26 protein-coding genes are annotated in these 26,686 nt (G+C 70.8%); 7 read left to right on the forward strand and 19 right to left on the reverse strand.

Translation table 11 applies throughout. The features are described from left to right. Positions 1–29: 29 nt before the first annotated feature. The 3 genes from B0A89_RS04535 to phnG are packed head-to-tail and all read right to left on the reverse strand — an operon-like array spanning position 30 to position 2,133. Positions 30–1,172, reverse strand: a complete 1,143-nt coding sequence (locus B0A89_RS04535; protein WP_085377120.1) for a carbon-phosphorus lyase complex subunit — start codon at positions 1,170–1,172, stop codon at positions 30–32. Further along, positions 1,172–1,741, reverse strand: a complete 570-nt coding sequence (gene phnH, locus B0A89_RS04540) for a phosphonate C-P lyase system protein PhnH (RefSeq protein ID WP_085377121.1) — start codon at positions 1,739–1,741, stop codon at positions 1,172–1,174. The genes B0A89_RS04535 and phnH overlap by 1 nt, the downstream gene beginning before the upstream one ends. Next, a complete protein-coding gene (gene phnG, locus B0A89_RS04545) occupies positions 1,738–2,133 on the reverse strand; it encodes a phosphonate C-P lyase system protein PhnG (protein ID WP_338045742.1) in 396 nt (131 codons plus the stop codon). Before phnG ends, phnH begins: the two co-directional genes overlap by 4 nt. 150 nt (positions 2,134–2,283) lie before the next feature. Here phnG and phnF point away from each other — a divergent pair, with 150 nt between their 5' ends. After that, the gene (gene phnF, locus B0A89_RS04550; protein ID WP_085377123.1) at positions 2,284–2,985 is read left to right on the forward strand and encodes a phosphonate metabolism transcriptional regulator PhnF; all 702 of its coding nucleotides are present in this window, start codon (positions 2,284–2,286) and stop codon (positions 2,983–2,985) included. On the opposite strand, the gene B0A89_RS04555 is transcribed toward phnF, so the two are convergent. The 7 genes from B0A89_RS04555 to B0A89_RS04590 all read right to left on the reverse strand — a co-directional run bounded on the left by B0A89_RS04555 (position 2,976) and on the right by B0A89_RS04590 (position 11,271). Next, the gene (locus tag B0A89_RS04555) at positions 2,976–3,587 is read right to left on the reverse strand and encodes an LbetaH domain-containing protein (RefSeq protein WP_085377124.1); all 612 of its coding nucleotides are present in this window, start codon (positions 3,585–3,587) and stop codon (positions 2,976–2,978) included. The two genes, phnF and B0A89_RS04555, sit on opposite strands and share 10 nt — an antisense overlap. Further along, positions 3,584–4,939, reverse strand: a complete 1,356-nt coding sequence (gene phnE, locus B0A89_RS04560; protein WP_085378748.1) for a phosphonate ABC transporter, permease protein PhnE — start codon at positions 4,937–4,939, stop codon at positions 3,584–3,586. The genes B0A89_RS04555 and phnE (B0A89_RS04560) overlap by 4 nt, the downstream gene beginning before the upstream one ends. A 2-nt stretch (positions 4,940–4,941) precedes the next feature. Further along, positions 4,942–5,802, reverse strand: a complete 861-nt coding sequence (gene phnE, locus B0A89_RS04565) for a phosphonate ABC transporter, permease protein PhnE (protein WP_085377125.1) — start codon at positions 5,800–5,802, stop codon at positions 4,942–4,944. 54 nt (positions 5,803–5,856) lie between these two features. Next, entirely contained in the window at positions 5,857–6,768 is a 912-nt protein-coding gene (phnD, locus tag B0A89_RS04570) for a phosphonate ABC transporter substrate-binding protein (protein WP_085378749.1), read from the reverse strand. Between the two features lie 27 nt (positions 6,769–6,795). Next, on the reverse strand, positions 6,796–7,626 hold the full coding sequence (phnC, locus tag B0A89_RS04575) for a phosphonate ABC transporter ATP-binding protein (protein ID WP_085377126.1): 831 nt from the start codon (positions 7,624–7,626) through the stop codon (positions 6,796–6,798). 528 nt (positions 7,627–8,154) lie between these two features. Then, entirely contained in the window at positions 8,155–9,585 is a 1,431-nt protein-coding gene (locus tag B0A89_RS04585) for a peptidoglycan-binding domain-containing protein (protein WP_157115241.1), read from the reverse strand. Between the two features lie 150 nt (positions 9,586–9,735). Then, a complete protein-coding gene (locus B0A89_RS04590) occupies positions 9,736–11,271 on the reverse strand; it encodes an RsmB/NOP family class I SAM-dependent RNA methyltransferase (RefSeq protein WP_205949773.1) in 1,536 nt (511 codons plus the stop codon). Positions 11,272–11,328: 57 nt separating this feature from the next. On the opposite strand from B0A89_RS04590, the gene B0A89_RS04595 reads away from it, so the two are divergent. Continuing rightward, positions 11,329–11,544: a DUF1674 domain-containing protein gene (locus B0A89_RS04595; RefSeq protein WP_085377129.1), complete on the forward strand. Its 216-nt coding sequence runs from the start codon at positions 11,329–11,331 to the stop codon at positions 11,542–11,544. Here the strand turns inward: B0A89_RS04595 and B0A89_RS04600 are convergent. Then, the gene (locus tag B0A89_RS04600; RefSeq protein WP_085377130.1) at positions 11,541–12,821 is read right to left on the reverse strand and encodes a D-amino acid dehydrogenase; all 1,281 of its coding nucleotides are present in this window, start codon (positions 12,819–12,821) and stop codon (positions 11,541–11,543) included. The genes B0A89_RS04595 and B0A89_RS04600 overlap by 4 nt on opposite strands. A 195-nt stretch (positions 12,822–13,016) precedes the next feature. Continuing rightward, complete coding sequence (gene dapB, locus B0A89_RS04605) at positions 13,017–13,823, reverse strand: 4-hydroxy-tetrahydrodipicolinate reductase (RefSeq protein WP_085377131.1); 807 nt, start codon at positions 13,821–13,823, stop codon at positions 13,017–13,019. Positions 13,824–13,898: 75 nt separating this feature from the next. Here dapB and rbfA point away from each other — a divergent pair, with 75 nt between their 5' ends. Genes rbfA through truB form a run of 3 tightly spaced genes read left to right on the forward strand, consistent with a single transcriptional unit; the run spans position 13,899 to position 15,998 of the window. Continuing rightward, on the forward strand, positions 13,899–14,357 hold the full coding sequence (gene rbfA, locus B0A89_RS04610) for a 30S ribosome-binding factor RbfA (RefSeq protein ID WP_205949774.1): 459 nt from the start codon (positions 13,899–13,901) through the stop codon (positions 14,355–14,357). Further along, the gene (locus tag B0A89_RS04615) at positions 14,344–15,102 is read left to right on the forward strand and encodes a phosphodiester glycosidase family protein (protein ID WP_085377133.1); all 759 of its coding nucleotides are present in this window, start codon (positions 14,344–14,346) and stop codon (positions 15,100–15,102) included. Before rbfA ends, B0A89_RS04615 begins: the two co-directional genes overlap by 14 nt. After that, a complete protein-coding gene (gene truB / locus B0A89_RS04620) occupies positions 15,102–15,998 on the forward strand; it encodes a tRNA pseudouridine(55) synthase TruB (protein ID WP_085377134.1) in 897 nt (298 codons plus the stop codon). Before B0A89_RS04615 ends, truB begins: the two co-directional genes overlap by 1 nt. A 36-nt stretch (positions 15,999–16,034) precedes the next feature. On the opposite strand, the gene B0A89_RS04625 is transcribed toward truB, so the two are convergent. From B0A89_RS04625 to B0A89_RS04635, 3 genes are all read right to left on the reverse strand, one after another. Continuing rightward, complete coding sequence (locus B0A89_RS04625; RefSeq protein ID WP_085377135.1) at positions 16,035–17,351, reverse strand: MFS transporter; 1,317 nt, start codon at positions 17,349–17,351, stop codon at positions 16,035–16,037. 76 nt (positions 17,352–17,427) lie between these two features. Beyond that, entirely contained in the window at positions 17,428–17,733 is a 306-nt protein-coding gene (locus B0A89_RS04630; protein WP_085377136.1) for an HU family DNA-binding protein, read from the reverse strand. 211 nt (positions 17,734–17,944) lie between these two features. After that, on the reverse strand, positions 17,945–19,429 hold the full coding sequence (locus B0A89_RS04635; RefSeq protein WP_085377137.1) for an AMP nucleosidase: 1,485 nt from the start codon (positions 19,427–19,429) through the stop codon (positions 17,945–17,947). 80 nt (positions 19,430–19,509) lie between these two features. On the opposite strand from B0A89_RS04635, the gene B0A89_RS04640 reads away from it, so the two are divergent. Continuing rightward, complete coding sequence (locus B0A89_RS04640) at positions 19,510–20,499, forward strand: LLM class flavin-dependent oxidoreductase (protein WP_085377138.1); 990 nt, start codon at positions 19,510–19,512, stop codon at positions 20,497–20,499. Then, positions 20,496–21,362, forward strand: a complete 867-nt coding sequence (locus B0A89_RS04645) for an SDR family oxidoreductase (protein ID WP_085377139.1) — start codon at positions 20,496–20,498, stop codon at positions 21,360–21,362. Before B0A89_RS04640 ends, B0A89_RS04645 begins: the two co-directional genes overlap by 4 nt. A gap of 145 nt (positions 21,363–21,507) precedes the next feature. Here B0A89_RS04645 and uvrC read toward each other — a convergent pair whose 3' ends face one another. The 4 genes from uvrC to B0A89_RS15100 form a co-directional block, all read right to left on the reverse strand. Next, the gene (gene uvrC / locus B0A89_RS04650; RefSeq protein WP_085377140.1) at positions 21,508–23,397 is read right to left on the reverse strand and encodes an excinuclease ABC subunit UvrC; all 1,890 of its coding nucleotides are present in this window, start codon (positions 23,395–23,397) and stop codon (positions 21,508–21,510) included. Between the two features lie 303 nt (positions 23,398–23,700). Then, on the reverse strand, positions 23,701–24,438 hold the full coding sequence (locus B0A89_RS04655) for an SDR family oxidoreductase (RefSeq protein ID WP_240558677.1): 738 nt from the start codon (positions 24,436–24,438) through the stop codon (positions 23,701–23,703). A 170-nt stretch (positions 24,439–24,608) separates the two neighbouring features. Next, entirely contained in the window at positions 24,609–25,427 is an 819-nt protein-coding gene (locus tag B0A89_RS04660) for a S49 family peptidase (protein ID WP_085377142.1), read from the reverse strand. A 100-nt stretch (positions 25,428–25,527) separates the two neighbouring features. Beyond that, entirely contained in the window at positions 25,528–26,355 is an 828-nt protein-coding gene (locus B0A89_RS15100) for a cytochrome c1 (protein WP_240558678.1), read from the reverse strand. Between the last annotated feature and the right edge of the window lie 331 nt (positions 26,356–26,686).

A 26,686-nucleotide genomic window follows, 5' to 3' on the forward strand; every position in this document is an offset into this window, starting at 1 on the left:
GGCAGGCGGGCGGGGATCATCGGCGGGGATCATGGCTGTTCCCCCTTGTGGGCGGCGGCGCGCAGGCGACGCACCAGTTCCAGTTCAGCCTGGAAATCGACGTAATGGGGCAGCTTGATATGTTCCAGAAAACCCGTCGCCTGGATGTTGTCGCAATGGGACAGGACGAATTCGGTATCCTGGGCCGGGGCGCCCTGGTCGTCCTCGTCCAGTTCCTGCCAGCGCAGCGCGCGATCGACCAGCGCCACGGCCAGCGCCTTGCGCTCGGTCTGGCCGAAGGTCAGGCCATAGCCGCGGGTGAACTGCGGCGGCTCGGTCCGCGAGCCCTTGAACTGGTTGACCGTCTCGCATTCGGTCAGCTCGATTTCGCCGATGCCGATGGCAAAGCCCAGCTCCGGGATCTCCATCTCGACCTCGACCGTGCCGATGCGCAGCTCGCCGACAAAGGCATGGTTGCGCGCATAGCCGCGCTGGGTCGAATAGGCGAGGCCCAGCAGGAACCCTTCATCCCCGCGGGCCAGCGCCTGCAGGCGCAGCGGGCGGCCGGCCGGCAGTTCCAGCGGCGCGCGCGTCAGGTCGGGGGGCAGGGTGTCATCCGGAGCGGCGGTTTCGATCATCCCGTCGCGGCCGAGGAAATCCAGGATATGGGGCACCGCCTGCGGGCCTGCACCCGCGCCGGCAGGAAGATCGGCGGCAGGGGCACCGGCGGCACCGGCGGCAGCTGCGGCCTGCCCGGCGGGCGCATCGGTTTCAGGCAGCGCGCCATCCGCCATCAGGCGGAAATCCAGCAGCCGGTGCGTATAGTCGAAGGTCGGCCCCAGCACCTGCCCGCCCGGCGCGTCCTTGAAGGTGGCGCTGATGCGCCGCTTGATCGCCATGGCCGCGGTGTCCACCGGGACCGAGCCGCCGAACCGGGGCAGCGTCGTGCGATAGGCGCGGATCAGGAAGATCGCCTCGATCAGATCGCCCCGCGCCTGCTTGATCGCCAGCGCCGCAAGGTCGGGATCATAGAGCGAGCCTTCGGCCATCACGCGGGCGACGCCCAGCGACAGCTGATCGCGGATCTGGTCCGTGTCCAGCGCGGGCTGGTCGGCGGGGCCGCGGCGTTCGCGCGCCAGCCAGTCATGGGCCGCATCGATGGCGCGCTCGCCCCCTTTCACGGCGACATACATCAGACAGCCTCCTGCGGCAGCACCGCGGTCGAACGGGGCACGGCCATCAGGCGCGCGCCGCAGGCCAGGATCGCGTCCCAGCCCAAGGGAAAGCGGTCGTGATTGGCGGCAAAGGCGGCCGGGTCCGGCAGGCGGGCCGCGGCCGTGCCGCGGATGCCCGGACCGGACAGGGTGACGGGCCGCCCCGCGGCGGGGTCATCCACGATCAGCGTCGCGCTGCGGTCAGGATAATCGGGCGTGCCGATGGCAAAGCGATCCAGCGGCAGCAGGGCATCCCAGCAGCCCAGCGCAAACACCGCCTCCTCGGCAGCGACCAGGGGCGCGGCGCAGTGGAAGGCGATCCAGCGGCGCACTGCCTCGCAATCATGGGCGCCGGCAAGATGCAGCGGCGTATCCCCGTCCACCAGCGTCAGCAGCACGGCCGCCGCCGCCGGGGACAGCGGCGCCGGGCCGCGGGCGGGCTCGGGCATCACCTCGGTGCCCGGCCGGGCCATCGCCTCAAGCACCGCGCGAAAGCTGCGCGCGCCGTCGCGCGCGGGGTCGGCAAAGCCGCCGTCCAGAACGCTCATTCATCCTCTCCGCGCACCAGGGTGAAGAACTCGACCTTCGTCGAGGCCGCGGCGGCAGCGGCAGCCGCGCGGGCGGCCGCCTCGGCACGCGCCAAGGGGGCGATGATCGCGCGCAGCGCCGCCGGATCGTCCTGCCCCAGCGCATCGGCGCAGGCCGCGCGCAGCGCGTGTTCGCGGCTGCGGCCCTGCACATAACCGTGCCCGACCGTCCCCGTCGCCGTCAGCCGGACCGAGGCCCGCGTCACCGTCATCTCGCCCAGGTTGAAGGGCGCCCCGGTGCCGCCGATCCGCCCGCGCACCATCACCGTCCCCGTCTGGGGCGCGCGCAGCAGATCATGCGGTGGCAGATCGGGCAGGGCTTCGGCCATCAGCGCGGCAGGCGCGCGGGCCATCTGCCCAAGCGCGTCCCGTCGCAGGTCATGATCTGAAAGAGGGCGTGACATGGCGGCTCAGCGATACTATACAACTAGACATTTGATAGCGGTGCGCGGCTGTCCCGTCCAGCCGGCCTGCGTGAATTTTGGATGAAGAAAGGGTCGGCCATGGCGCTTTGGCGTGCGATCGCGGACACGTTGCGGGCTGAAATCGCCAGCGGGCAATGGCGCCCTGGCCAGCGCCTGCCGCCCGAGGCGGTGCTGGCCGCGCGCTTTGGCGTGAACCGCCACACCCTGCGCCATGCCGCCCGGACGCTGGCCGATGAGGGGCTGCTCTATGCCCGCCGCGGGGCCGGGGTCTTTGTCGCGGCCGCCCCGGTCGATTACCCGCTGGGGCAGAGGGTCCGCTTCCATCGCAACATCGAGCTGGCCGGCAAGGTGCCGGGGCGGCGCATCGACGCGGTGATGACCCGCCCCGCCAGCCCCTCCGAAGCCGCGGCCCTTGACCTGCCCGCGGGCGCCGAGGTTCACGCCGCCGAGGGCCTGTCCACGGTCGATTTCCGCCCCGTCGCGCTGTTCCGCTCGGTCTTTCCGGCGGCGCGCCTGCCCGGCCTGCCGGCGGCCCTGCGCGAGACGGGATCGATCACCCGCGCGCTGGCGGCCTGCGGCATCGAGGATTACTGCCGCGTCCATACCCGCATCGCCGCCCAGGTCGCCGATGCCGCGCAGGCCGCGCAGTTGCAGATCGACCCGGGCGAGGCGCTGCTGCGGACCGAGACGCTGAACGCCGCCGCCGGCATCCCGGTCGAGCGCGGCCGCACCTGGTGGGCGGCCGGCCGGGTGACGCTGACGCTGCAGGATCATTCGTAGCGGTCGAGAAACGCCTCGGCCGTCAGGCGCCGGAAATCGGGCAGCGCCGCGCGCAGGCGCGCGTGATCCCAGTCCCACCAGGCAAGACGGGCAAGACGCGCGCCCACCGCCTCGGAAAAGCGCCGCCGCAGCGGGGCCGCGGGACAGCCCGCGACGATGGTCCAGTCGGGCACATCGCGCGTGACAACCGCCCCCGCCGCCACGATGGCGCCCAGACCGACGGTCACCTCCGGCTTGACGATGGCGCCATGCCCGATCCAGCTATCATGCCCGATGACGGTGCGCCGTGCCGCGCGGGCGGCAAAGAAATCGGCGTCATCCTCGGCATCGTCCCAGTAATAGCTGCTGCGATACAGGAAATGATGCAGGCTGGCCGTCGTCATCGGATGATCGGTCGGGCCGATGCGGGTCATGGCGGCGATGTTGGCGAACTTGCCCACCGTAGTGTTGGCGATGTCGGCCAGCCGGTCGCAATAGCTGTAATCGCCGAACCGGCTGTTGATGATGCGCGCGCCCTGCCCCACCTCGCACCATGCGCCGAAGGTGGAATTCTCGACGATCGCGCCCTCGCCGATCCGGGGGCGGTCGGGATGAAGCTTCATGCGCGCTCTCCGATCAGGCGGGCGCGCAGGCGGCCCGACAGCCAGTCCATCAGCATGACCACCAGCACGATCAGCACGATGTAATAGGCGACATGTTCCCAGTCTTTCTGGGTCTGGATCGCCTGCACCAGCAGCAGGCCGATCCCCCCGCCGGTGATCGCGCCGATCACCGTGGCGCTGCGGGTGTTGGATTCAAGGAAATACAGCAGCTGCGAGAGGATCACCGGGCTGATCTGGGGCATCACCGCCCAGCGGTTGCGCGCCAGCGCGCCCGCGCCGGTGGACCGCAGCCCCTCGATGGGCTTGCCGTCCACATTCTCGAGCGCCTCGGAAAACAGCTTGCCGAAGCTGCCGGTGTCGGTCAGCAGGATGGCCAGGCTGCCGGTCAGCGGGCCGGGGCCGAAGGCGCGCGACAAAACGATGGTCCAGATCAGCGCATCCACCCCCCGAAGGAAGTCGAACCCCCGCCGCGCCACCTGCCGCACCAGGCGCGCGGGGGTGAAGTTGGACGCCGCCAGGAAGGCCAGCGGCAGCGCAACCAGTCCCGCGCCCATGGTGCCCAGAAAGGCCATCAGCACGGTTTCGAACATCGCCCAGGCGACATCGCCGTGGTGCCAGATGCCGTTGCGCCAGAAATCCTGCCCCATCGCCGCGATATTGGGGGTGCCGGGGCGCAGCTGCGGCCCCGCCACGGCCAGACGGGCCAGTTCGGGCAGCGAGCGGCCGTAGAACGGGCTTTGCAGGTCAAAGAAGAACAGCTCCCATCCCGCCTGGCGGCGCAGGATCTCGGTCCGGGCGCGGGTAAAGGTCACCCGCGCGCCCGGCAGGGTTGCCGTCAGGCGCCGGTCCGAGGCGTTCATCCAGGCGGGCGGGCCGGGAATGTCAAAGGCGATGCCGTCGCCGCGCGGGGCCACGTCATAGGCGGTCCCGTCCACGACCAGCCGCGCCGCCCCGTCCGCCGCGATATGGACCTCGTTGCCAGCGGGCAGCGCCACATCGACACCGCCATCGGGCCGGCGCGTCACCCAGCCCGGTTCCTGATCGGGGGCGAAGCGGGCCTGCCGCATCCCCTCGATGGAAACCTCGGGGCGGGCGCCGTCGCGGTTCTGGCGGGTGACGTGAACCTTGTAGGACCAGAAATCCCCCATCAGCGTCACGGCATTGTCCCAGCGCGCCCGGCCCGCCACCCCGGCCAGATCAAACGCGATCGCCGCATGGAACAGATAGGCCAGCAGCAGCACCGGCAGCGCCAGCGCGATCCGCCGTTGCCGGGCGATGGCCCGGCGGGCCGCATCCAGCGGCGCGGGAGCCGGCAGGGCCGGAGCCGGCGTGACAGGGATCTGGGGGGTCATGCTCATCGCGCGGCCCTTCCGCCGGTCAGCCGGTTGCGGATCGCGGAACTGGCCTGATCGACCGCGACGATGGTCAGGAACAGCAGCAGGAACACCGCCGCCGCCGCATCATAGCGGCCCTGGCCCCAGGAAATCGCGTTGCGCAGTTCATAGCCAATCCCGCCCGCCCCCACAAAGCCGAGGATCGCGCTGGCGCGGATATTGATCTCGAACCGCAGCGCCGCATAGCTCAGCCAGTCGGGGGCAACCTGCGGCAGCACCCCCAGCATCATCCGCTGCAGCCAGTTCGCGCCGACCGATTCCAGCCCTTCGACCGGCGCCAGGCTGGCATTCTCGGCCACCTCGGAAAACATCTTGCCCAGCGCCCCGGCGGTGTGGAACGAAATCGCCAGCGCCGCGGGGATCGGCCCGCCGCCCAGGACAAAGATCAGCAGCAGCGCGATGACGATGTCGGGAATGGCGCGGGTGATGTCCATGAGCCGGCGGAACAGCGGCACCAGCCGCGGCCAAGGGGCAAGCCCGCGCGTGGACAGCAGCGCGCCAACCGCGCCGCCCAAGGCGCCCAGGATCGTGGACACCGCGGCGATGTCGATCGTCTCGACCAGCGCGGGCAGGAAGCCCGCCATCAGGCCGGGCAGGCCGGCCGCCTTGGACCAGGCCTCGGCGACGAGTTCGGCGGGATAGTCGAGGATCTGCGGCAGCCCGGCCCGGAAACCGCCCGCGCTGCGCGCGTTGGCCAGGCGGAAGCCGGCCACCATCAGGGCGATGAAGATGCCCCACAGGATCGCCGAATAGCTGCGCCGGCGGGCGGCCAGGGCGCGGTAATCGGCGGCGATGCGGTTGTGGATTGGGCGCTGGGTCATGGTCGGTCAGCGCCGCCCGCGCCCCGTTGCCGGGAACGCGGGCGGCAGGGGGCCTCAGTTGGCCTTCTTCTGCTCTTCGAGCTTGCGCACTTCGATGATGGTGGCATAGGCGTCATGCGCCACCGGCTTGAAGCCGCCCGTCTCGCCCGAGGCGACGCCGTAGGCGCATTCCTTGTCCTTGTCGATCAGGCCCGCGACCAGCGCGGTGAACTTTTCCTTCACATCGGCGGGCAGCGCCTTGCGGACCACCAGGGGGCCTTCGGGGATCGGCTCGGATTTCCAGATCTGGACGAGGTCGTTCATGTCCACCAGCCCCGCATCGACCGCCTTGCGCAGCGCGCCCGAATTGTAGCCGTCTTCCCAGTTGCCAAGGCCGTCGGCCCAGGTCACGCCCCCGTCCACGTCGCCGTTCTTGACCGCGACGATGGTCTGTTCATGCCCGCCGGTGAACTTGATGTCCTTGAAATACTCGCCCGGCTTCATCGAATAGCCCTGCTTGGGCAGTTCGACCGCCGGGATGAGATAGCCCGAGGTCGAGTTCGGGTCGCCAAAGCCCAGCACCTTGCCCTTCATGTCGTCCATGCTGGCGATGGCGTGATCCTTGCGCGCGATGCCGATCGAGAAATAGTTCGCGGCGCCGTCGAGATTGGTCTTGACCAGCACCGGCTCGACCGCCTCGGGATCGGTCAGATAGGCCTTGGCATAGCCCGAGGCGCCCAGGATCGCGGCGTCCAGCGTCCCGCCCAGCAGGCCCTGGATCACCCCGTCGTAATCGGCCGGCGTGAACAGCTTGACCGGAACGCCCAGCGCCTCTTCGGCATATTTGCGCAGGCATTCGTTCGAGGTCATGCGGTCCTGCGCGTTCTCGCCGCCCAGCACGCCGATATTGAAGCGGGTGATGGGCTCTTGTGCCAGGGCCGGGGTCGCGGCCAGCACGGCCAGGGTCAGGGAAAGGGCGGTCTTCATCATCTCAGGCTCCTGTGAGGATGGGGGTCAGTCGGCCAGCAGCCGCGCGGCATAGGCGGGATCGCGGGCCGGGGCGTGCTGGGGTTCCAATGCGGTCGAGGTCGCGGCCTCGGAAAAGCCGGCGCCCGCGCCATAGATGTCGCGGGCGGCCGCCGTGGTCAGTTGCGCGGGCGTTCCGTCAAAGACGATGCGGCCCTTGCGCATGCCGATGATGCGGTCGCAATAGCGCCGCGCCGTGTCCAGCGTGTGCAGGTTGGCGATGACGGTGCGGCCATCCTCGTCATGGATGGCGCGCAGGCTGTCCATCACCACCTGCGCGTTCATCGGATCGAGACTGGCGATCGGTTCATCCGCCAGGATGATCGCGGGATCCTGCATCAGCGCGCGGGCGATGGCGACACGCTGCTGCTGGCCGCCGGACAGGGCCTCGGCCCGCTTGGGGGCCTGTTCCGCGATGCCCAGCCGGTCCAGGATCGCGACCGCCCGCTCGATGTCGGCAGCCGGCCACAGGCCGAACAGGGCCGTCAGCGTGCCCCGCTTGTTCAACAGCCCGTGCAGCACGTTCTGGACCACGTCCAGCCGCGGGACCAGGTTGAACTGCTGGAAGATCATGGCGCAGTCCGACTGCCAGGCCCGGCGGGCGGCGCCGCGCAGCGCCAGCACATCGCGCCCGTCCACGATCAGCCGTCCGGCGCTGGCATCGGTCAGGCGGTTCATCATCCGCAGCAGCGTGGATTTGCCCGCGCCCGAACTGCCGATGATCCCGATCATGCAGGGCCGCTCGATCACGAAACTGGCGTCGTCCACCGCGCGGGTGGCGCCGAAGATCCGGGTCAGGCCGCGGGCCTCGATTCGCATATGTCGTCCGCCTCGGTTCGCGCAAGAAAGCGTTGCGGTTCCCTTGAGGGCCGCAGACGACAACTGCATGACGCTCAGATGAACAGAGGGCTAAATCTCGGTTGGATGCAGGGCATGGCGCGTCATGCGCCTGCCATGCGCCGGCCGGTGCCAAGGCGTGCGGAGATGATCGCCGCGGCAAGGCCCGAACGACGGCCCGCGGCTGACCTGATGCCTGCCGCGGTTCTTTGGGGCGGCGATGGGCGCGCGGGCGGCGAACATGCCTGCCGCCACGCGGCAACGGTTCTGCTGCAAGCGGCGCGGCCTGCAAGGCTGGCGGCGACCGTCAGCATCCCTCCTCGCGCCCCGCATAGGCCGCATCTGTCGGGACGGGTGCGGCCAAGCGCCTTCCCGCACGGCATTGGAGCCTGGGGGGGGGCGGCGCGCCCGGCAGCCGGCAGGGGGCCGGGATCATCCGGGCGCAATCGGCCTTGCCGCAAGGGGGCCGCGGCGGGGGGCCGCCCTGCCGCGCCTTTCAGGCTCCGGCGCTCAGTCGCGCCGGCGGACCCGCAATTGCTGCAACTGGTCCCGGTTCAGAAAGCCCGTGACCGGCAGCGCGTTGTCGCCCTGCCACTTGCGGATGGCGGCGCGGGTGCCCGAGCCGAAGGCGCCGTCGATCCCGCGGGTGTCATAGCCCAGCGCGTCAAGCCGGGTCTGAACCTCGACCCGCTCGACCGAGCTGAGGTTGAGGCGGATCTCATCCACCGCGCTGGCGCCTGCGCCATCCTGCGGGGCCTTGTCCTGAGGCGCCTTGTCCGCCGGGCCGGCAGATGCGCCGCGCAGCGCCGCGGCCTGCGCCCGCGTCAGGTATCCGGTCGCCGGCTCGCCGCGCGCGGTCTGCCAGGCGCGGATCGCCCGGCGCGAGCCGGAACCGAACTGCCCGTCCACGCCGCGCGTGTCGTATCCCGCCGCGACCAGCTTGCGCTGCATGGCGGTGCGATCCTCGCGCGTCAGGTTCAGCGCGAGTTCGCCGGCTGCGGCGCCGCTTTCGTCCGCGGGGGCGGGGGCGGCCGGGGTGACAACGGGGGTCGTGCCGGCGTTCAGGATCGCATCGGCATCGGCGCGGGTCAGATAGCCCGTCGCGGGAACGCCGCTCGCGCGCTGCCAGGCGCTGATCGCGGCGCGGGTGCCGGCGCCGAAGCGGCCGTCCACGCCCTTCGTGTCATGCCCCAGCTGGGTCAGGCGGGACTGGATGATCCGCCGCTGCGTCATCGTCAGATCCAGCGCCGTTTCGGCCGCGGCATCGCCGGCCGGGACGGCGGCGGGCGGCGGCGCGGGCACCGAGGCGCCGTCCTGCTGCAGCAGGCGCAGCTGGGCGGCATCCAGATAGCCGGTGGCGGCATAGCCCCGCTCACGCTGCCATGCCGTGATCGCCCGGCGGGTGCCCGACCCGAAGACGCCATCGGCGCCGCGCGTGTCATGGCCCAGCGCATTCAGCCGCAACTGCACGCGGCGGCGAGTATCCGTGCTCAGCCCCAGGGCGCTTTCGGCCGCCGCCCCGCCGCCGGAACCGGCCGCCTCGGCCTGCGCCGCCTGCGCGGGCGAGGTGCCGGGCGGCAGTTCGGGCGCAGCCGGCGACGCCGCGGGGGGCGCGGCGGGGGCGGGCGCGGGCGGCGCGGCGGGGGCCGCGGCCGGCGAGGGAACGACCGTCACGGGAAGCGTTCCCCCGACCGGGGCGCCGGCCTGAAGCTGGCCCAGCATCGCCCGCGCCTCGGCGGCATGGGGGCCGGCGGGATAGGCGGCCAGATAGCCGCGATAGGCCTCGGCCGTGCCCTGACGCGAAACCAGATCCCAACGCTGCTGTTCGTCCGACAGCGATGGCGCCGCCCCGTCCGGGGCTGCGGCCCCGCCGACCACCACGGGCGCCTGCTGCGCCGTTGCCGCGCCTGCCAGCATGGCGGCGCCGATCACTGCGGCCATGGCCGCGGACATTCCCCTTGCGATCATCCTGATTCCCACATTCCTGCACCTGCGCTGCATCAGCGCGGCGATCCTTGTTCCAGTCCTATCCTGACGGGCCGTGCCACGGATTCACGTTGCGCGGCCGTCACGTTCACTTCATCGGCATCATCACCCGCCCGGCCTGCGCAGCCTGACGGCGAAAAAGCCGTCCAGCCCGCCGAGATGCCCCCAATGATCCGGCCGGGTGCGGATCGCGCCCTCGGGCGTGATCCAGGCAGGGTCCAGCCCCGGCATCCGCGGCCTTTCGACCGTCAGGCCCGGATGGCGGTCCAGCGCGGCGGCAAGCTGCGCCTCGCCCTCGGCCGGGTGGATCGAGCAGACCGCATAGACCAGCCGCCCCCCCGGCCCCAGCAGGGCCAGCGCATGGTCGATCATCGCGGCCTGCAGGCGCACCAGATCGGGGATCATCGCCCCGTCGCGGATCAGCGGCAGCTCGGGGTGCCGGCGGATCGTCCCGGTCGCAGAACAGGGCGCATCCAGCAGCACCGCATCCAGCGCGCAATCGGGCCGCCAGGCCAGCGCGTCGGCGGCAACCAGCGCGGCGTCAAGGCGCGTGCGCTCCAGGTTGGCCCGCACGCGCGACAGGCGGGCCTCGGACAGGTCAACGGCGATGACCGCGGCCCCGGCGGCGGCCAGCTGCATCGTCTTGCCGCCGGGCGCGCAGCACAGATCGGCCACCCTTTCCCCCGCGCGCGGGTCCAGCAGACGCACGGGCAGCGCCGCGGCCGCGTCCTGCACCCACCATGCGCCTGCCTCGTATCCCGGCAGGGCCGTCACCTGCGTGCCGGGCGGCAGGCGGCGGCTGCCGGTGGGCAGCGGCTCGCCCGGCACCGCGGCGCCGGGCTTGCCGGTCAGATCGACGCCGGGGGCGGTCTCATGCGCCGCCTCGATGGCGGCGGCAACGCCCTCGCCCCATTGCCGCGCGACGGGGCCGCGCAGCCAGTCGGGCAACCGGGCGGGGGCCGCGCCGTCCCATTGGGCCTGCGCCCCCGCGGCGCGGCGCAGCACCGCGTTCACCATGCCCGCGGCCGCCCTGCCCCCCGGCCCCGCCCCGCGGGCCAGCGCGACGGCGGCATTCACCACGCCATGGGGCGCCTCGCCCAAACCCAGCAGTTCCGTCACCGCCAGCCGCAGGATGTCCGACATCTCGGCCCGCGGCTGACGGCCAAGCAGGGGCGCCAGAACCGCATCGGACCGGCCGCGCCAGCGTATCGTCGCGGCCGCGAGCCGCTGCGCGCGCGCCCGTTCGGCCGGGGCAAGCTGTCCCAGCCCCGCCCCTGCCGCCGCCTCGGCCAGCGTCGCCCCCTCGCGCAGCGCCGCCAGCAGCGCAAGGGCGCCGCCGCGGGCATCGGCGGGCTGGCCGCGGGCCGGACGGGCGGCGGAACGGGCGCCGGCATCGGGTCGGGGGCGGCCGCTGGGGGGCGCGGCCGGACGGCCGGCGCGTTCCTTGCGGGCGCTGCGCTGCGGGGTGACGGGCGGCGGCGGCGCCCTGGCCGGTTCCGGTGCCGCCCTGTCCTGCGGCAAGGGTGCTGGCGGCGCCGGGGGGGATGCCGTGGGGGCGGGCGGCTGCCGGCGGGGGCGCGCCTCTGCGCCGGTCCGCTGGTCCCCGCCGCGCAGGGCGCCTGCATCCTTGTCCTTGTCCATCGCGTCCCCGCGTCCTAGCTGAAACCCGAGCCATACCGAAGCAGCACGGGTTTTGCCATGACCGAAGCCGATATCCCCGCCGGGGCCGAGCCACAGGACCGGCCCGAATGGGCCCATCTTCCGCCCCCCGCGCGCCGCGCCCTGGCCGAGGCAGAGGCACGGCGCAAGGCCGCCGCGCCGCTTGAGCTGCCGCCCGAACTGGGCGGGCGCGAGGGGCCCGAGCCTGTCCGCTACGGCGATTATGAACGCAAGGGTCTGGCCGTCGATTTCTAGGCGGCGGCGCGGCCCTCGGCCCCGCGGCCATAACGCGATACCGCCAGATCGTCAGCCCTGATCTGCGGCGTCCTGCCGCTGACCAGATCGGCCAGCAGTTGCGCCGAGCCTGCCGCCATCGTCCAGCCCAGCGTGCCGTGGCCGGTGTTCAACCACAGGTTCGCCGCCGGCGTCGGCCCGATGACAGGGGTGCCGTCGGGCGTCATCGGGCGCAGCCCGGCCCAGAAGCTGGCACGATCCAGATCGCCCGCGCCCCCGAACAGCTCGCCCACCGACTTGGCCAGCGTGGCGCGGCGGCGCGGGGACAGCGACAGGTCGAACCCCGCCAGTTCCGCCAGCCCCCCCACGCGGATGCGGTTGCCCAGCCGCGTGATCGCGACCTTGTAGGTTTCGTCCATGACGGTCGAGACGGGCGCACGCGATTCGTCCACGATGGGCAGGGTCAGCGAATAGCCCTTGACCGGATGCACCGGCAGCCTGATGCCGAAGGGCGCGACCAGCGCCGGGGAATGGCTGCCCAGCGCCACGACAAAGGCATCCGCCGTCAGCCGCCCGGCCGCGGTCCGCACCGCCTCGATCCGCGCGCGCGTCCCCTCCAGCCCGGCTATGGTGGTGCCATAGAGAAAGCGCACGCCCTCGGCCTCGGCCAGTGCGGCCAGCGCCTGCGTGAACATGTGACAATCGCCCGTCTCGTCATCGGGCAGTTGCAGCCCCCCGGCCAGCAGATGGCGGGCATGGGCCAGCCCCGGTTCGGCCGCGATGCAGCCCTCGACATCCAGTTCCCGGTAGGGGACGCCATCGGCCTTGAGAACCTTGATGTCCTTCTGCACCGCCGCAAGCTGCAGATCGGTGCGGAACACCTGCAAGGTGCCGCGGGTGCGTTCGTCGTAATGGATGCCCGTTTCCGCCCGCAGCGCGCCGAGGCACTGGCGCGAATATTCGGCGACCCGCATCATCCGCGACTTGTTCAGCACATAGGCGCTGGCGGTGCAGTTGCCCAGCATCCGTGCCATCCAGGTAGCCCGCACCGGATCGGCCGTGGCATGCAGCACCAGCGGCGCATGGCGCTGGAACATCCAGCGCAGCGCCTTGCCGGGAATGCCCGGCGCGGCCCAGGGCGTCGAATAGCCCGGCGAGATCTCGCCCGCATTGGCAAAGGAGGTTTCCATGGCGGCAGCGGGCTGGCGGTCAACCACCGTGACCTGATGGCCCGCGCGCGCCAGCGCCCATGCGCTTGTCACCCCGATGACGCCTGCACCCAGAACGATGATCTTCATGGCCGGACCCTGCTGGCAAATATTGCGCACATGATCGGCCCGGCAGGACGGAATGTGCTGCGCAAGCCGCTGGCCAGGGCCGGAGAGATCAGAAGATCCTGAACCGGAAAGCCCGATTCACGCCAGGATCTTGCGGCTTCTCAATTCTGCGCCGCAGCATGTCCCGCCGTTGCCTCGGCGTTCGGGACGAATCACCTAAAGGCCCAGCACGTCCATCATGTCGTATTCGCCCGGCCCCTTGTCCTGGCCCCACAGCGCCGCGCGCAGTGCCCCGCGGGCAAAGATGGCGCGGTCGGTGGCCAGGTGGCGCAGCACCACGCGCTCGCCCTCGGCGGCAAAGATCACGTCATGTTCGCCCACCACATCCCCGCCCCGGACGGCGGCAAAGCCGATGCCGCCGCGCGGCCGCGCGCCCGTCACCCCGTCGCGCGCGGGGATGCGCAGATCGTCCAGGGGCGCGCCGCGCCCCTCGGCCGCGGCCTCGCCCAGCATCAGCGCCGTGCCCGAGGGCGCATCGACCTTGTGGCGGTGATGGGCCTCGACGATCTCGATGTCCCAATCCTCGTCCAGCGCCGCGGCGATGCGGCGCGTCAGGCCAAGCAGCAGGTTGACGCCAAGGCTCATGTTGCCGGCGCGGATGATCGGCGCGTGCCGCGCCGCGGCGGCGATGGCGCGCAGATCATCGGCGCACAGGCCCGTCGTTCCGATGACATGGACGGCGCGTGCCTGCGCGGTCAGTTCGGCAAAGGCCACCGTCGCCGCCGGGCTGGTGAAGTCGATCACCGCCTGCGCCCCCGCGATGACGCCCACCGCATCGTCGCTGACCGCGATCCCCAGCGCAGGTCCGCCCATCGCCTGCCCCAGATCGCGACCGATCCAGTCATGGCCGGGCCGTTCCAGCGCGCCCACCAGCCGGCAGGCGGGCGAGGCAAGGACCGTGCGGACCAGCATCTGCCCCATGCGGCCCGACGCTCCGGTGACGACGATGCCGGGTTTGTCCATGGGTGCCTCCGCTGCCTGATCCGGGGTTCGTCCTAGCCCGTTGCGGGCCGGGCCGCGACCCCCTAGATGGGACGCATGGCATCCAATCGCTTCAACCACGGTCCCGGCCCATCGCAGCGCCAGTTGCGCGTGGGCGAACTGATCCGGCGCACGCTGTCGGACGTGCTGCTGCGCGCCGAGGTGCACGATCCCGACCTGAACCGCCATTCGATCACGGTGGGCGAGGTCAGGGCCTCCCCCGATCTCAAGGTCGCGACGGTCTATGTCCTGCCGCTGGGCGGGCATGATGCCCAGGACGCGCTGGCCGCGCTGCGCCGCAACACGCGCGAGCTGCGCCACCATGTCGCCCGCGAGATGACGCTGAAATACGCCCCCGACCTGCGCTTTGTCCTGGACGAGACGTTCGACCGCATGGACGACACCCGCCGCCTGTTCGCCGATGAACGGGTGCGCCGCGATGTGGAAGCGGGCGAGGACGAGGAAGACCCGGACGAGGACCGGGACCAGGACGCCCGCGACGATGGGCCTCGCTGATCTCAAACGGCGGCTGGGGCTGGCGGTCGGGGCGCTGGTCGCCCTGACGCTGCCGGCCCTGGCCGACCTGTGCGAGACGCGCCGGTTCGAGGGCACGGATTACGCCGTCTGCACGGTGGACGGCACGCAGCAGGACAAGCTGCGCCTGTGGCTGGACGGGCCGGATGGCAGGCCGCTGGGCGATTTCTCGGCCGTCAGGGGCACCCTCGGCGCAGGCGAGGTGCTGGGCTTTGCCATGAATGCGGGCATGTTCCATGCCGATTACGCCCCCGTAGGGCTGTATCGTTCGGGCGAGGTCCAGGGCGGCGCGCTGGTGCTGTCGGGGGGCGGCGGCAATTTCGGGATGCGGCCCAACGGGGTATTCTGCGTCGGCGCGAAGGCCCCCTTTCAGGTGATCGAAAGCCGCCGCTTTGCCAAGAGGCAGCCGCAATGCCGCCTGGCGACGCAATCGGGGCCGATGCTGGTGATCGACGGGGCGCTGCATCCGCGCTTCGATCCTGGCTCGACCAGCCGCTATATCCGCAACGGGGTGGGCGTGTCGCGCGACATGGACATGGCCTGGTTCGTCATTTCGGACCGGGCGGTGACGTTCCACGAATTCGCGCGGTTCTTCCGCGACGCCTTGGGCGCGCGCAACGCGCTGTATCTCGACGGCTCGATCAGCCGGCTTTATGCCCCCGGCATCAACCGGGCCGACTGGGGCCGGTCGATGGGGCCGATCATCGGCTATGTGGGCAAACCCTGATGGCGCGCAGGAAGGGGCGGGACATCTCGGGCTGGCTGTTGGTGGACAAGCCGGCGGGCATCGGATCGACCGATATCGTGGGCAAGGTGCGCTGGGCGCTGGATGCGCGCAAGGCGGGCCATGCCGGAACGCTTGACCCTGATGCCACCGGGCTGCTGGCCATCGCGCTGGGCGAGGCGACCAAGACGGTCCCCTATCTGGCGGATGCGCTCAAGGCCTATGATTTCACCGTCACCTGGGGGACCGAGACGGCCAGCGACGACGCGGCGGGGGCAGTGACGCGCCGGTCGGACGCACGCCCCGATCCGCAGGCGATCGAGGCGGCGCTGCCGGCCTTTCGGGGCGCGATCATGCAGGTTCCGCCGGCCGTCTCGGCCGTGCGGGTGGACGGCGCGCGCGCCTATGACCTGGCGCGCGAGGGCGAGGCGGTGACGCTCGCCTCCCGGCCGCTGTGGGTCGAGGAACTGACGCTGACGGCGGCGCGGGCGGACGGCGCCGATTTCCGCATGGTCTGCGGCAAGGGCGGCTATGTGCGCGCGATCGCCCGCGATCTGGGGCGGGCACTTGGCTGCCTGGGCCATGTCGCATCCCTGCGGCGCATCTGGTCCGGCCCCTTCGATGTCGCCGACGCGCTGGCACTTTCCGGCATCGACCGCGCCAGCCAGGCCGCCCTCGATGCGGCGCTGCTGCCGATCCAGTCGGCGCTTGACCTGCCCGAGATGCCGGCCACCGACCTGGGCGCGCTGCGCATCCGCAACGGCAACCCCGGGCAGGTGCTGGGAATCGCCGATTACGGGGCCGAGGTCTGGGTCAGCCATAACGGGCGCGCCATCGCCATCGGCCGCTATATGGGCGGCGAGGTCCACCCCGCCCGCGTCTTTGCCCAGGCGGGCTGAGGAACGAACCGAGGGCTGCGGGAAAGCCCGCCGCGTTCAGGCGATGGAGGCCGCGCGCGTTTCCCGCCCGATCAGCAGCGAGGCCGCCGCCGCCAGCAGCAGCAATCCCGCGAACAGCCCGATCATCGCGGCAAAGTTGCCGGTGGCCATGGCCGCCATCAGCGAGGGCGCGGCCAGCCCGCCCAGCCGCGCCACCGCGCCCGCCGTGCCCATGCCGGTGGCGCGCAGCGTCGTGGGATACAGCTCGGGCGTGATCGCATAAAGCGCCCCCCATGTCCCCAGCAGGGCAAAGCTCATCAGCAGCAGCGCCCCGGCCAGCGCGGCCCCCGAGGCCGCCATCACGAACAGCGCGCAGCCCGCCGCCGACAGCAGCAGAAAGACCCTCAGCGTCGCGATGCGCCCCCAGCGTTCCACCCCCCAGGCGGCCAGCGCATAGCCGGGCAGCTGCGCCAGCGCCAGCAGGACAAGAAAGCCATGGCCCCTGACAAAGCCCAGCCCGTCCCGCGCCAGCTGTCCCGGCAGCCAGACGAACACGCCGTAATAGGACAGCGAGACGAGCAGCCATACCGCCAGGATCGCCAGCGTCGTCCCGCGCAGCGCCGGCGCAAGGATGCCGCCGCGGGGCTGGGGGGCGTCGGCGGGGATCACCAGACGGGTCTGCGGCGGCAGGGGCGGTGCGCCATTGGTGCGGCAGATGCGGTTGAGGATGGCCTGCGCCTCGGCCGCGCGGCCGCGGCGCAGCAGGAACATCGGCGATTCCGGCACCCACAGGCGCAGCACGATGCCGATGCAGGCCGGCAGCGCCGCGGCCAGATAGATCAGGCGCCACGGCTCGGCCAAGCCGGCGCGGGCCGCATGCCAGGCCGTCAGCGCAACGGCCAGCGTGCCCAGCGCCCAGAACCCTTCCAGCCACACCAGCCAGCGGCCCCGGCTGCGGGGCGGCAGGAACTCGGCCATCATGGCGTAATCGACGGGCAGCGTGCCCCCCACGGCCGCGCCGGTCAGAAAGCGCAGGCCCAGCAGCACCGCAAGGCTGGGCGCAAAGACCGAGGCGATGCCGAACAGCGCATCAAGAACCACCGTCGCCAGCAGCACGTTGCGCCGGCCGATCCGGTCGGCAAGCCGCCCGAACAGCGCCGCCCCGCAGAACATCCCCAGAAAGAACAGCGTCCCGGTCTGCAGGGCCGCGGCAGGCGTCACGCCGAACCGCGCCGCGATCGAGGGCGCGGCAAAGCCCACGGCCAGAACCTGCATCGCATCCGCGGCCCAGACGAGGCCGAAGATCGCGATCAGGCGGCGCTGAAAGCGGCCCGCCCCCGCCCTGGCAAGCGCCTCGTCAACCGTGCTCTCCATGATGCACCGTCCCTTTTGCAAAAAGGGCCGCGGCAAGCGCGACCCTTGTCGTCAGCATATCGCCGAGCAGGCCCGCTCAGGCGTTCACGCTGTCCTTGAGCGACTTGGCGATCGTGATCTTGACGACCTTGTCGGCAGGCTTGGTCATCATTTCCTGCGTCTGCGGGTTGCGCACCTGGCGTTCGGGCCGCGCGCGCACGCCCACCTTGCCGATCCCCGGCAGGGTCAGCGATCCGCCTTCGGTCACGGTGCGCGCCACGACGGCCTGGATCGCGTCAAGCGCGGCGGTCGCGGCTTTCTTGTCGCCGCCCATTTCTTCGGCCAGGGCAGCGACCAGCTGCGTTTTGGTCATGGGCTTGGCATTCGCAGGGGCTTGCGCCATCGGAAGCTGTCTCCTCGTCTGTCTTGCCCTTTTGCGGGCTGGTAAGCGCCAGTCATGCTGGCAATGCGCCTGCTACAGCCGGTTTCACCCTGCATTTCAAGCCCTTTTCATGCGGCGGCCCCGCAAAGGCGGGCGCGGCGGCGCAAACCGGCAAGCCGCCGCGCCCCCGATACCGCCGCAGCCCCGCCCCCGGCAGGCCGGCCGCGCCCTGCTAGAGGAACGCCGTTTCGTCAAAGGACCGCAGCTTGCGCGAATGGATCCGTTCCAGCGGCATCTCGCGCAGCTTTTCCATCGCCCTGATCCCGATCAGCAGGTGGCTGGCCACCTGGGTGCGATAGAAATCGGTCGCCATGCCGGGCAGCTTCAGCTCTCCGTGCAGGGGGCGGTCGCTGACGCACAGCAGCGTGCCGTAGGGAACGCGAAAGCGGAATCCGTTGGCGGCAATGGTCGCGCTTTCCATGTCGAGCGCGACGGCGCGCGATTGCGACAGGCGCTGGACGGGGCCGGACTGGTCGCGCAATTCCCAGTTGCGGTTGTCGATGGTGGCGACCGTGCCGGTGCGCATGATCCGCTTGAGCTCGAACCCTTCGAGGCGGGTGATCTCGGCCACCGCTTCCTCGAGCGCCACCTGCACCTCGGCCAGGGCGGGGACGGGCACCCACACGGGCAGGTCGTCGTCAAGGACGTGATCCTCGCGCAGATAGGCATGGGCCAGGACGTAATCGCCAAGACGCTGGCTGTTGCGCAGCCCCGCGCAATGGCCGACCATCAGCCAGGCATGCGGGCGCAGCACCGCGATATGGTCGGTCGCCGTCTTGGCGTTCGAGGGGCCGACCCCGATATTGACCAGCGTGATCCCCTGCCCGTCGGGCCGCTTGAGGTGATAGGCCGGCATCTGCGGGATGCGCGGGCTTGCTGCCAGAACATCGCCCGGGCGTTCCAGCACCTGATCGCCCGGCGCGACAAAGGCGCTGTAGCCCGAGGCAGGATCGGCCAGCGCGCGGCGGGCGAAGGCCTCGAACTCGTCCACATAGAACTGATAGTTGGTGAACAGAACGAAGGTCTGGAAATGTTCGGGCGCCGTCGCCGTGTAATGGGCCAGCCGCGCCAGCGAATAATCCACCCGCTGCGCGGTGAAGGGCGCCAGATGGCGCGTGCCGTCCGCCGCCGGCATGGCCGTTCCGTTCACGATGTCGTCGTTCATCGTGTCGAGGTCGGGCACGTCGAACACGTCTCGCAGCGAGAAATCCAGCACCCCTTCCTGGGGGACGTTCAGGTTTCCCTGCGCGGCGACGGCGAAATGCACCGGGATGGGCGTATCGCTGTCGCCGATGCTGACGGGCACCTGATGGTTGCGGATCAGCAGGCCGAGCTGCTGGGTCAGATAGCTGCGGAACAGCGCCGGCCGGGTCACGGTGGCGGCATAGCTGCCCGGCAGCGCCACATGGCCGAACGACAGCCGCGAATCGCCGATCGTATGGCTGGCCGTGGTCAGCCGCACCTCGGGGTAAAAGGCGCGATAGCGCGCCTGCGGCGCCCCGCCGCCCAGGCTGCCCACGAAACGCCCGCTCAGCCATTCGGTCGCGCGGGCATAAAGCTGGACCAGCCGCTCGACCGCCTCGGCCGGATCGCTGAAATAAGCCCGCTCGACGGCGCCGGGCGTTTCCACGGGCAAAAGGCGGGGCGTCTGATCCATCGGCAAGTTTCCTTTGCCGCGCACAGTGTCAGGGCCGCCTGACACTGGCAAGACGGCCGCCGGCTTCCTATGTGCGCGGCATGGACATCTCGATCCTCGATCTTGCGCCGGTGCCCGAAGGGTCCGATGCGCGCACCGCCATCGCCAATGGCGTCCGGCTGGCCCAGGCCGCCGAAAGGCAGGGCTATGCCCGTTACTGGCTGGCCGAGCATCACAACATGCCCGGCATCGCCAGCGCCGCCACCGCGGTGCTGATCGGCCATGTCGCAGGCCATACCAGCACCATCCGCGTGGGGGCGGGCGGCATCATGCTGCCCAACCATGCGCCGCTTGCCGTGGCCGAGGCGTTCGGAACGCTCGCCACGATCCACGGCCCGCGCATCGACCTTGGCCTCGGCCGGGCACCGGGGGGCGACGGGGCGGTGATGCATGCCCTGCGCCGGGGCATGGGCCGCAACGACGATTTTCCCGGCGACGTGGTCGAGCTGCTGACCTATCTGGGCCCCGAGCGGGAGGGCGCGCCGGTCGCCGCCCATCCCGGACAGGGCACCGATGTGCCGGTCTGGATCCTCGGCTCGTCCCTTTACGGGGCCAGCATGGCGGCGGCGCTGGGGCTGCCCTATGCCTTTGCCTCGCATTTCGCGCCCAATGATCTGGACGAGGCGGTGCGGCTTTACCGCAGCCGCTTTCAGCCCGGTCCCTGGGGCGAGGCGCCGCGCTTCATGCTGGCGGCCAACCTGATCGCGGCGGACACGGACGCGGCCGCGCACCGGCTGCGCACCAGCCAGCAGCAGAGCTTCTACCGGCTCAGGACCGGCAGGCCGGGCCTGCTGCCGCCGCCGGTGGATGATCTGGATGCGGTGGTCCCGCCCCAATATCAGCCCACGATCGACGCCGCCCTGCGGGTGGCCGCGGTCGGCGGGCCGGAGGCGGTCAAGGACCAGCTGGATGCCCTGATCGCCCGGTATCAGCCCGACGAGCTGATCCTGACGGGCAATATCTGGGATCCCGAGGCGCGGCTGCGCTCGTTCGCCATCGGGGCCGAGGTCATGGGACTGTCCCCGCGGTGAGGCTGCTGGTCCTGGGGCATGGCTATTGCGCCGGGTTCCTGACGCGCCTGCTGGTGCCGCAGGGCTGGACCGTCACCGGCACGACCCGCAACGACACGGCCCGCCTGGCCGCTGCGGGCGCGCTGCCGCTGCGCTGGCCGGGGGACGAGCGCGCCACCACGGCCGAGATCGCGCGCGCCGATGCGATCCTTGCCAGCGCCGCGCCCGCGCCGGGGGGCGATCCGGCGCTGCGGGATTTCGCGGCGGCGCTGGCGGCGGCACCGGCCCGCTGGATGGGCTATCTGTCCACGACCGGCGTCTATGGCGACCGGGGCGGCGGCTGGGTGGATGAAGGCAGCGCCCTCACCCCCTCGACCCGGCGCGGGGCCGAGCGCGTGGCCGCCGAGGCGGAATGGCAGGCGCTGGCCGCCGCCCATGGCCTGCCGCTGCACATCTTTCGGCTGGCGGGGATATACGGGCCGGGCCGCGGCCCCTTTGCCAAGCTGCGCAGCGGCACCGCGCGACGCATCGTCAAGCCGGGGCAGGTGTTCTCGCGCATCCATGCCGAGGACATCGCCCAGGTGCTGGCCGCATCCATCGCCAGGCCCAGTCCCGGCGCGATCTACAACGTCTGCGACGATGATCCGGCCCCGCCGCAGGACGTGCTGGATTACGCTGCCCGCCTGCTGGGCCTGCCCCCGCCCCCTGCCGAAGATTTTGCCAGCACCCAGATGAGCGAGATGGCGCGCAGCTTTTACGCCGAAAGCAAGCGCGTCTCGAACGACAGGATCAAGCGCGACCTCGGGATAAGCCTGATCCACCCCGATTACCGCAGCGGGCTGGCCGCCCTTTACCGCGCGGAAGCCGCCGGGCCGCTGCTGTAAGGCGGCAGGCGGACGCATCCGGCCAATCCGGGCGGGCAGAGAGGCGGCGGGCAGATGCCCCAGCCGCGCGCCGGGCCGCAGGCGGATGCGCGATCCTGCGCCCGCGCGGATGCGGCGGATGGCGCCCTGCCCCTTTCGGCCCGCGCTAGCCGGCCGCGTCGGGGTGGAAATGATCGTGGATGGTGCGCGCCATCGCTGCCGAAATGCCGGGCGCGGCCTGCAGATCCTCCAGCCCCGCGCGCGCCACCGCCTTGGCCGATCCGAAATGCGCCAGCAACGCGCGCTTGCGGGCCGCGCCGATGCCGGCGATCTCGTCCAGGGGATTGGCCATCGCCTGCTTGGTGCGCCGGGCGCGGTGGGTGCCGATCGCCCAGCGATGCGCCTCGTCGCGCAGGCGCTGGATGAAATACAGAACCGGATGGTTCATCGGCAAGGCATGGGGCCGCCTGCCGGGGCGGTGGAATTCCTCCTTGCCATGGTCGCGGTCCTGCCCCTTGGCGACGCCGATCAGGGGGATATCCTCGACCCCCAGCTCGGCCAGGATGCCCTCGACGGCCGAAACCTGCCCCGCGCCCCCGTCGATCAGCAGCAGGTCGGGCCAGGCCTCGGTCTGCCGGTCGGGATCTTCTTTCAGCAGGCGCGCAAAGCGGCGCGTCAGCACCTCGCGCATCATGCCGAAATCGTCGCCGGGGGTGATCTCGGTGCCCTTGATGTTGAACTTGCGATACTGGCTTTTCATCCAGCCGTCGGGACCGGAAACCACCATGCCGCCGACCGGCGCGGTCCCCTGGATATGCGAGTTGTCATAGATCTCGATCCGGCGCGGCACGACCGGCAGCTCGAAGGCCTCGGCAAGCCCCTCCAGCAGGGCGCGCTGGGTCGCGCTTTCCGCCAGCCGGCGCGACAGGCTCTCGCGCGCATTGCGGGCGGCATTGGCGACCAGCTCGGCCTTTTCGCCGCGCTGGGGAACGCCCATCGCCACGCGCCGCCCCGCCCGTTCGGACAACAGCTGCGCCAGCAGGTCCAGATCCTCGACCGGATGGCTCAGCAGCACGAGGCGCGGGGGCACCTTGTCGTCATAGAACTGGGCCACGAAGGCCTGCATGATCTCGGCCGGCGATTCCGATCCCCCGGTCCGGGGGTAGAAATCGCGGTTGCCCCAGCTCTGGTTGCCGCGGATGAAGAAGACCTGAACACAGGCCTGCCCCCCATCCAGGTGCAGCGCGATCACATCGGCCTCGGGCACGCCCCTGGGGTTGATCGCCTGCACGGATTGCACCGCCGTCAGCGCCTTGATCCGGTCGCGCAGCGCCGCGGCGCGCTCATATTCCATGGCCTCGGCCGCCTCGGCCATCTCGGCCGCAAGCCGCCCCTGCACGGCGGTCGACCGGCCCTGCAGGAAACGCTCGGCATCGGCCACCAGCGCGCCATAGTGTTCAGCGTCGATCCGCTGGACGCAAGGCGCGCTGCACCGCTTGATCTGGTGCAGCAGGCATGGCCGCGTGCGTGCCGAGAACGTCGCATCCGTGCAGGAGCGCAGCAGGAACACCCTCTGCAACTGGTTCAGCGTCCGGTTGACCGCCCCGGCGCTGGCGAAAGGGCCGTAATAGCTGCCCTTTTCGGTCTTGGCGCCGCGGTGCTTCTTGATCTGCGGAAAGGGATGGGCCTTGGACACCAGGATGTTCGGAAAGGATTTGTCGTCGCGCAGCAGCACATTATAGCGCGGCTTGAGCTGCTTGATGAGGTTCTGCTCAAGCAGCAGCGCCTCGGTTTCCGTGCGCGTCGTCAGGAACATCATCGAGGCGGTTTCGCGGATCATCCGCGCGATCCGCCCCGAATGGCCCGAGGGACGGGCATAGTTCGACACCCGCGCCCTGAGATTGCGGGCCTTGCCCACATACAGCACGCCCCCCTGCGCATCGAGCATCCGGTAGACCCCCGGGCTGGAATCCAGCCGGCGGCAATAATCGGCGATCAGCGCATGCCCGGTCAGGGCGGGGGGATGCGGGGCCTGGGAGGGCGCTTCAGCAGTCATGACGGCTCATGTGGTGATTCCTGCGCCCGAGTGCAAACCACCCCGAAATTGCAAGCCCGCAACCTTCCACGGTTTCTGGGGATAAGTCTGTGGAACCGGTGAGGGTGGCTGAGGCAAGTGCCAGCAAAACAAAGGCGCCAGACGATCTGCACAATTTTTGTGCATAAAAATAAGCTGTTGGTTTGAAACGGTAATTTTTCTTCCCGCTGCAAGTCCCTGAATCATCGGAAAGATTCTTGACCGTTATGCGACAGCCTCGGGCCAGGTGGACAAGAGCCGCCCATCACCCTCGCGGGCGTCCGTTCAGTCGCCCAGGATGTCAGGCGTGCGCCAGGCAAGATGCTGGCCCCCGTCAACGCAGATCAGCTGGCCCGTCACTGCCCGCGCATCCAGCAGATACAGCAGCGCCGCCACGATGTCGGACGGGTCTGCGCCCCGTTCCAGGATCGTGGCGGCGCGTTGGCGGGCGAAATGCGCGGCGCTTTGCCGCGCGCCCTGCATCGTCGGGCCTGGACCGATGGCATTGACGCGGATCGCGGGCGCAAGCGCCTGGGCCGAGGTGCGCGTCAGCGCCCACAGGCCGGCCTTGGCCAGCGAATAGGTCATGAAGGCCGGGGTAGGCTTGAGCACGCGCTGGTCGATCATGTTGACGATCAGGCCATGAGCCTCGGGTTCGGGGCGAGGCTGCGAAACAGGGGCCTGCGGGGCGCAGGGCAGCTGGGCGGCGAACTGCTGGGTCAGGACAAAGGGCGCGCGCAGATTCGATCCGATATGCCGGTCCCAGCTGGCACGCGTGGCCGTGGCCAGGCTGTCATGTTCAAAGATCGAGGCATTGTTCACCAGGACCGTCAGCGAGCCAAGGCGCGAGACGACGGCTGGTATCAGCGCCTCGGTTGCAGCCTCGTCCAGCAGGTCGGCGGCAAAGATCTCGGCCCGCACGCCAAAGGCGCGTGCCGCCGCCGCGGTCTCCTCCGCCTCGCCGGCCGAGCCGTGATAGTGGATCGCCACGTCATGGCCCCGCTGTGCAAGGGCCAGCGCCATCGCGCGGCCAAGCCGGCGCGCCGCGCCCGTGACCAGCGCCGCGCCCCTAGCGGCCACGGCGCAGCCCCAGCAGGCGCGCCACCACGCGGCGGAACCCCGGCCCGAAGGCAAGGGCCATCGCCACCATGATCAGCAGAAACAGCAGAACAGTCCGGATCATTGCACGCGCCTTACATCCATGCCTGGGGGGTCAGCCGTGACGCCGCGGCCCGATCGGCCGCGGCATCGACAAGATCGGCAGCGGACAGGCCAAAGCGCCGCAGGAACGGCACCCGCTGGCCATAGCTGCGGAACCGCAGCCGTTCGCCGAAAAGCCCGCGCATCGTCGGTTCCAGATGCCCGATCCCGTCGGCCAGGCCAAGCGCGACCGCCTGCCGGCCCGTCCAGACCTCGCCTGTGAAAAGATCCTGGCCGGGGGGCAGCCGGTCGCCCCGGCGGGCCACGACCTGGGCCTTGAAACTCTCGTGGATGGGCGCCAGCAGGCGGTGCAGCCGGGCGACATCCTCGGGGGTTTCGGGTCGGAACGGGTCCAGCCACGACTTGGCCGCCCCCGCGCTGTGGACGCGCCGCTCGATCCCGTGACGGCGGATCAGCTCGGCAAAGCCGAAGCCGGCTGAAATGACCCCGATCGACCCCAGAACCGACGATTCATCGGCCCAGATCACGTCGCCCGCGGTGGCCAGCCAGTATCCGCCCGACGCGGCCACATCCTCGACAAAGACATGAACCGGCAGATGCGTTTCCTCGGCCAGCCGGCGGACGCGCGCGGCGATGAGCGAGGACTGCACCGGCGATCCGCCGGGCGAGTTCAGGGCGATGGCGACCGCGACGGGCCTGCCCTGTCGGAAGGCGCGGGCCAGGACGGGCGCAAGCCCCGCGTCCGACAGGCCCGCCGCCCCGTGCCGCGCGGGGATGCCGATCGCGCCTTGCAGGCGGACGATCGAGACAAGCGGGGCCGGGCGGAGCCGTGAAAGGAACGGAAGCTGCATGCCCCGTGATAAGCCGCCCCCCGCCAGGCAGCAAGCGCAAGCGCCGCCCTGAAAGACAACGCGCCCCGCATCAGGGGGCGCGCCATCGGGGATCAGTGCGTCAGCGACCGTCGCCGATCACGTCGCGCCGGTGCTTGAGCGGCCACCAGAGGCGCTTGTTGGTCAGGTACAGCAGCGCCGACAGCACCACGAGGAACAGCACCGAGACGAGGCCCGCCTGCTTGCGCGCCATCATCTTGGGTTCGGCCGTCCACATCAGGAAGGCCGCGATGTCCTTGGCCTCGCTGTGCAGATCATTGGGCGAGCCGTCCTCGAACGTCACCTGCTCGTCGCTCAGCGGCGGGGGCATGCCGATCCAGCCGCCGGGGAAGGCCTTGTTTTCATAGAAGGTCGCGCCGGCCTGTTCCTTGGTCTTGCCGGTATAGCCGGTCAGGATCGAATAGATGTATTCAGGCCCGCCGATGCCGTTGAAAAGCTGGCTGATGCCGGTGCCATAGGGGCCGTGAAAGCCCGCCCGCGCCTTGGCCATCAGCGACAGGTCCGGCCCCATCCCCTCGCCCGTGATGGTGGGGAAATAATCCGTCGGCTCGCGCGGACGATCCTCGCCGGTCGCCGGATCGGGGATGGTCAGGGCCTGCGCATAGGCGCGCATCTGATCCTCGGGCAGGCCCGGCCCGCCGGCGTCATGCAGGGTGCGCAGGGGCACCTGCTTGAGCCCGTGGCAGGCCGAACAGACCTCGGTATAGATCTGCAGGCCGCGCTGCAGCTGGAACTGCTCATATTTGCCGAACGGCCCTTCAAAGCTGAAGGCCACGTCGTGGATTTCCTGATGCGCCGCATGGGCGGCGGGCGCCTCGTGTTCGCCATCGGCCGCGGCGGCGGGCTCGGTGGCGGCACCGGCATCGGCGGCGGCAGTGTCGGTATTCACCTGGTCCGGGTTCTGGGCATTGGCCGGAACGCTTGCCGCCGGGGCCGGGGCCGCGGCATCGGCGGCCGGGGCTGCGGCCGCATCAGCGCCGGCAGGAGCCGTCTGGGGTGCCGCTGCCTCGGGTGCCGTCGCACCCTCGGCCGGAACGGGCTGGACAGGGGCTTGCCCCTGCGACATTTCGGCCGGTGAGGGTGTGGCGGTTGCAGCGGGTTCGGATGCGGCCGGGGCCTCGCCGCCCGCGGGTGCGGGGGCCTTGTCCGAACCGGGCGCATCGGCCTCGGCCGCGCCCTCGGCGGCGGGCACGGGTGCATTGACCTGGGCCTCGGTCGCG

It is taken from the genome of Paracoccus contaminans (genome assembly GCF_002105555.1).
GTDB lineage: Bacteria > Pseudomonadota > Alphaproteobacteria > Rhodobacterales > Rhodobacteraceae > Paracoccus > Paracoccus contaminans.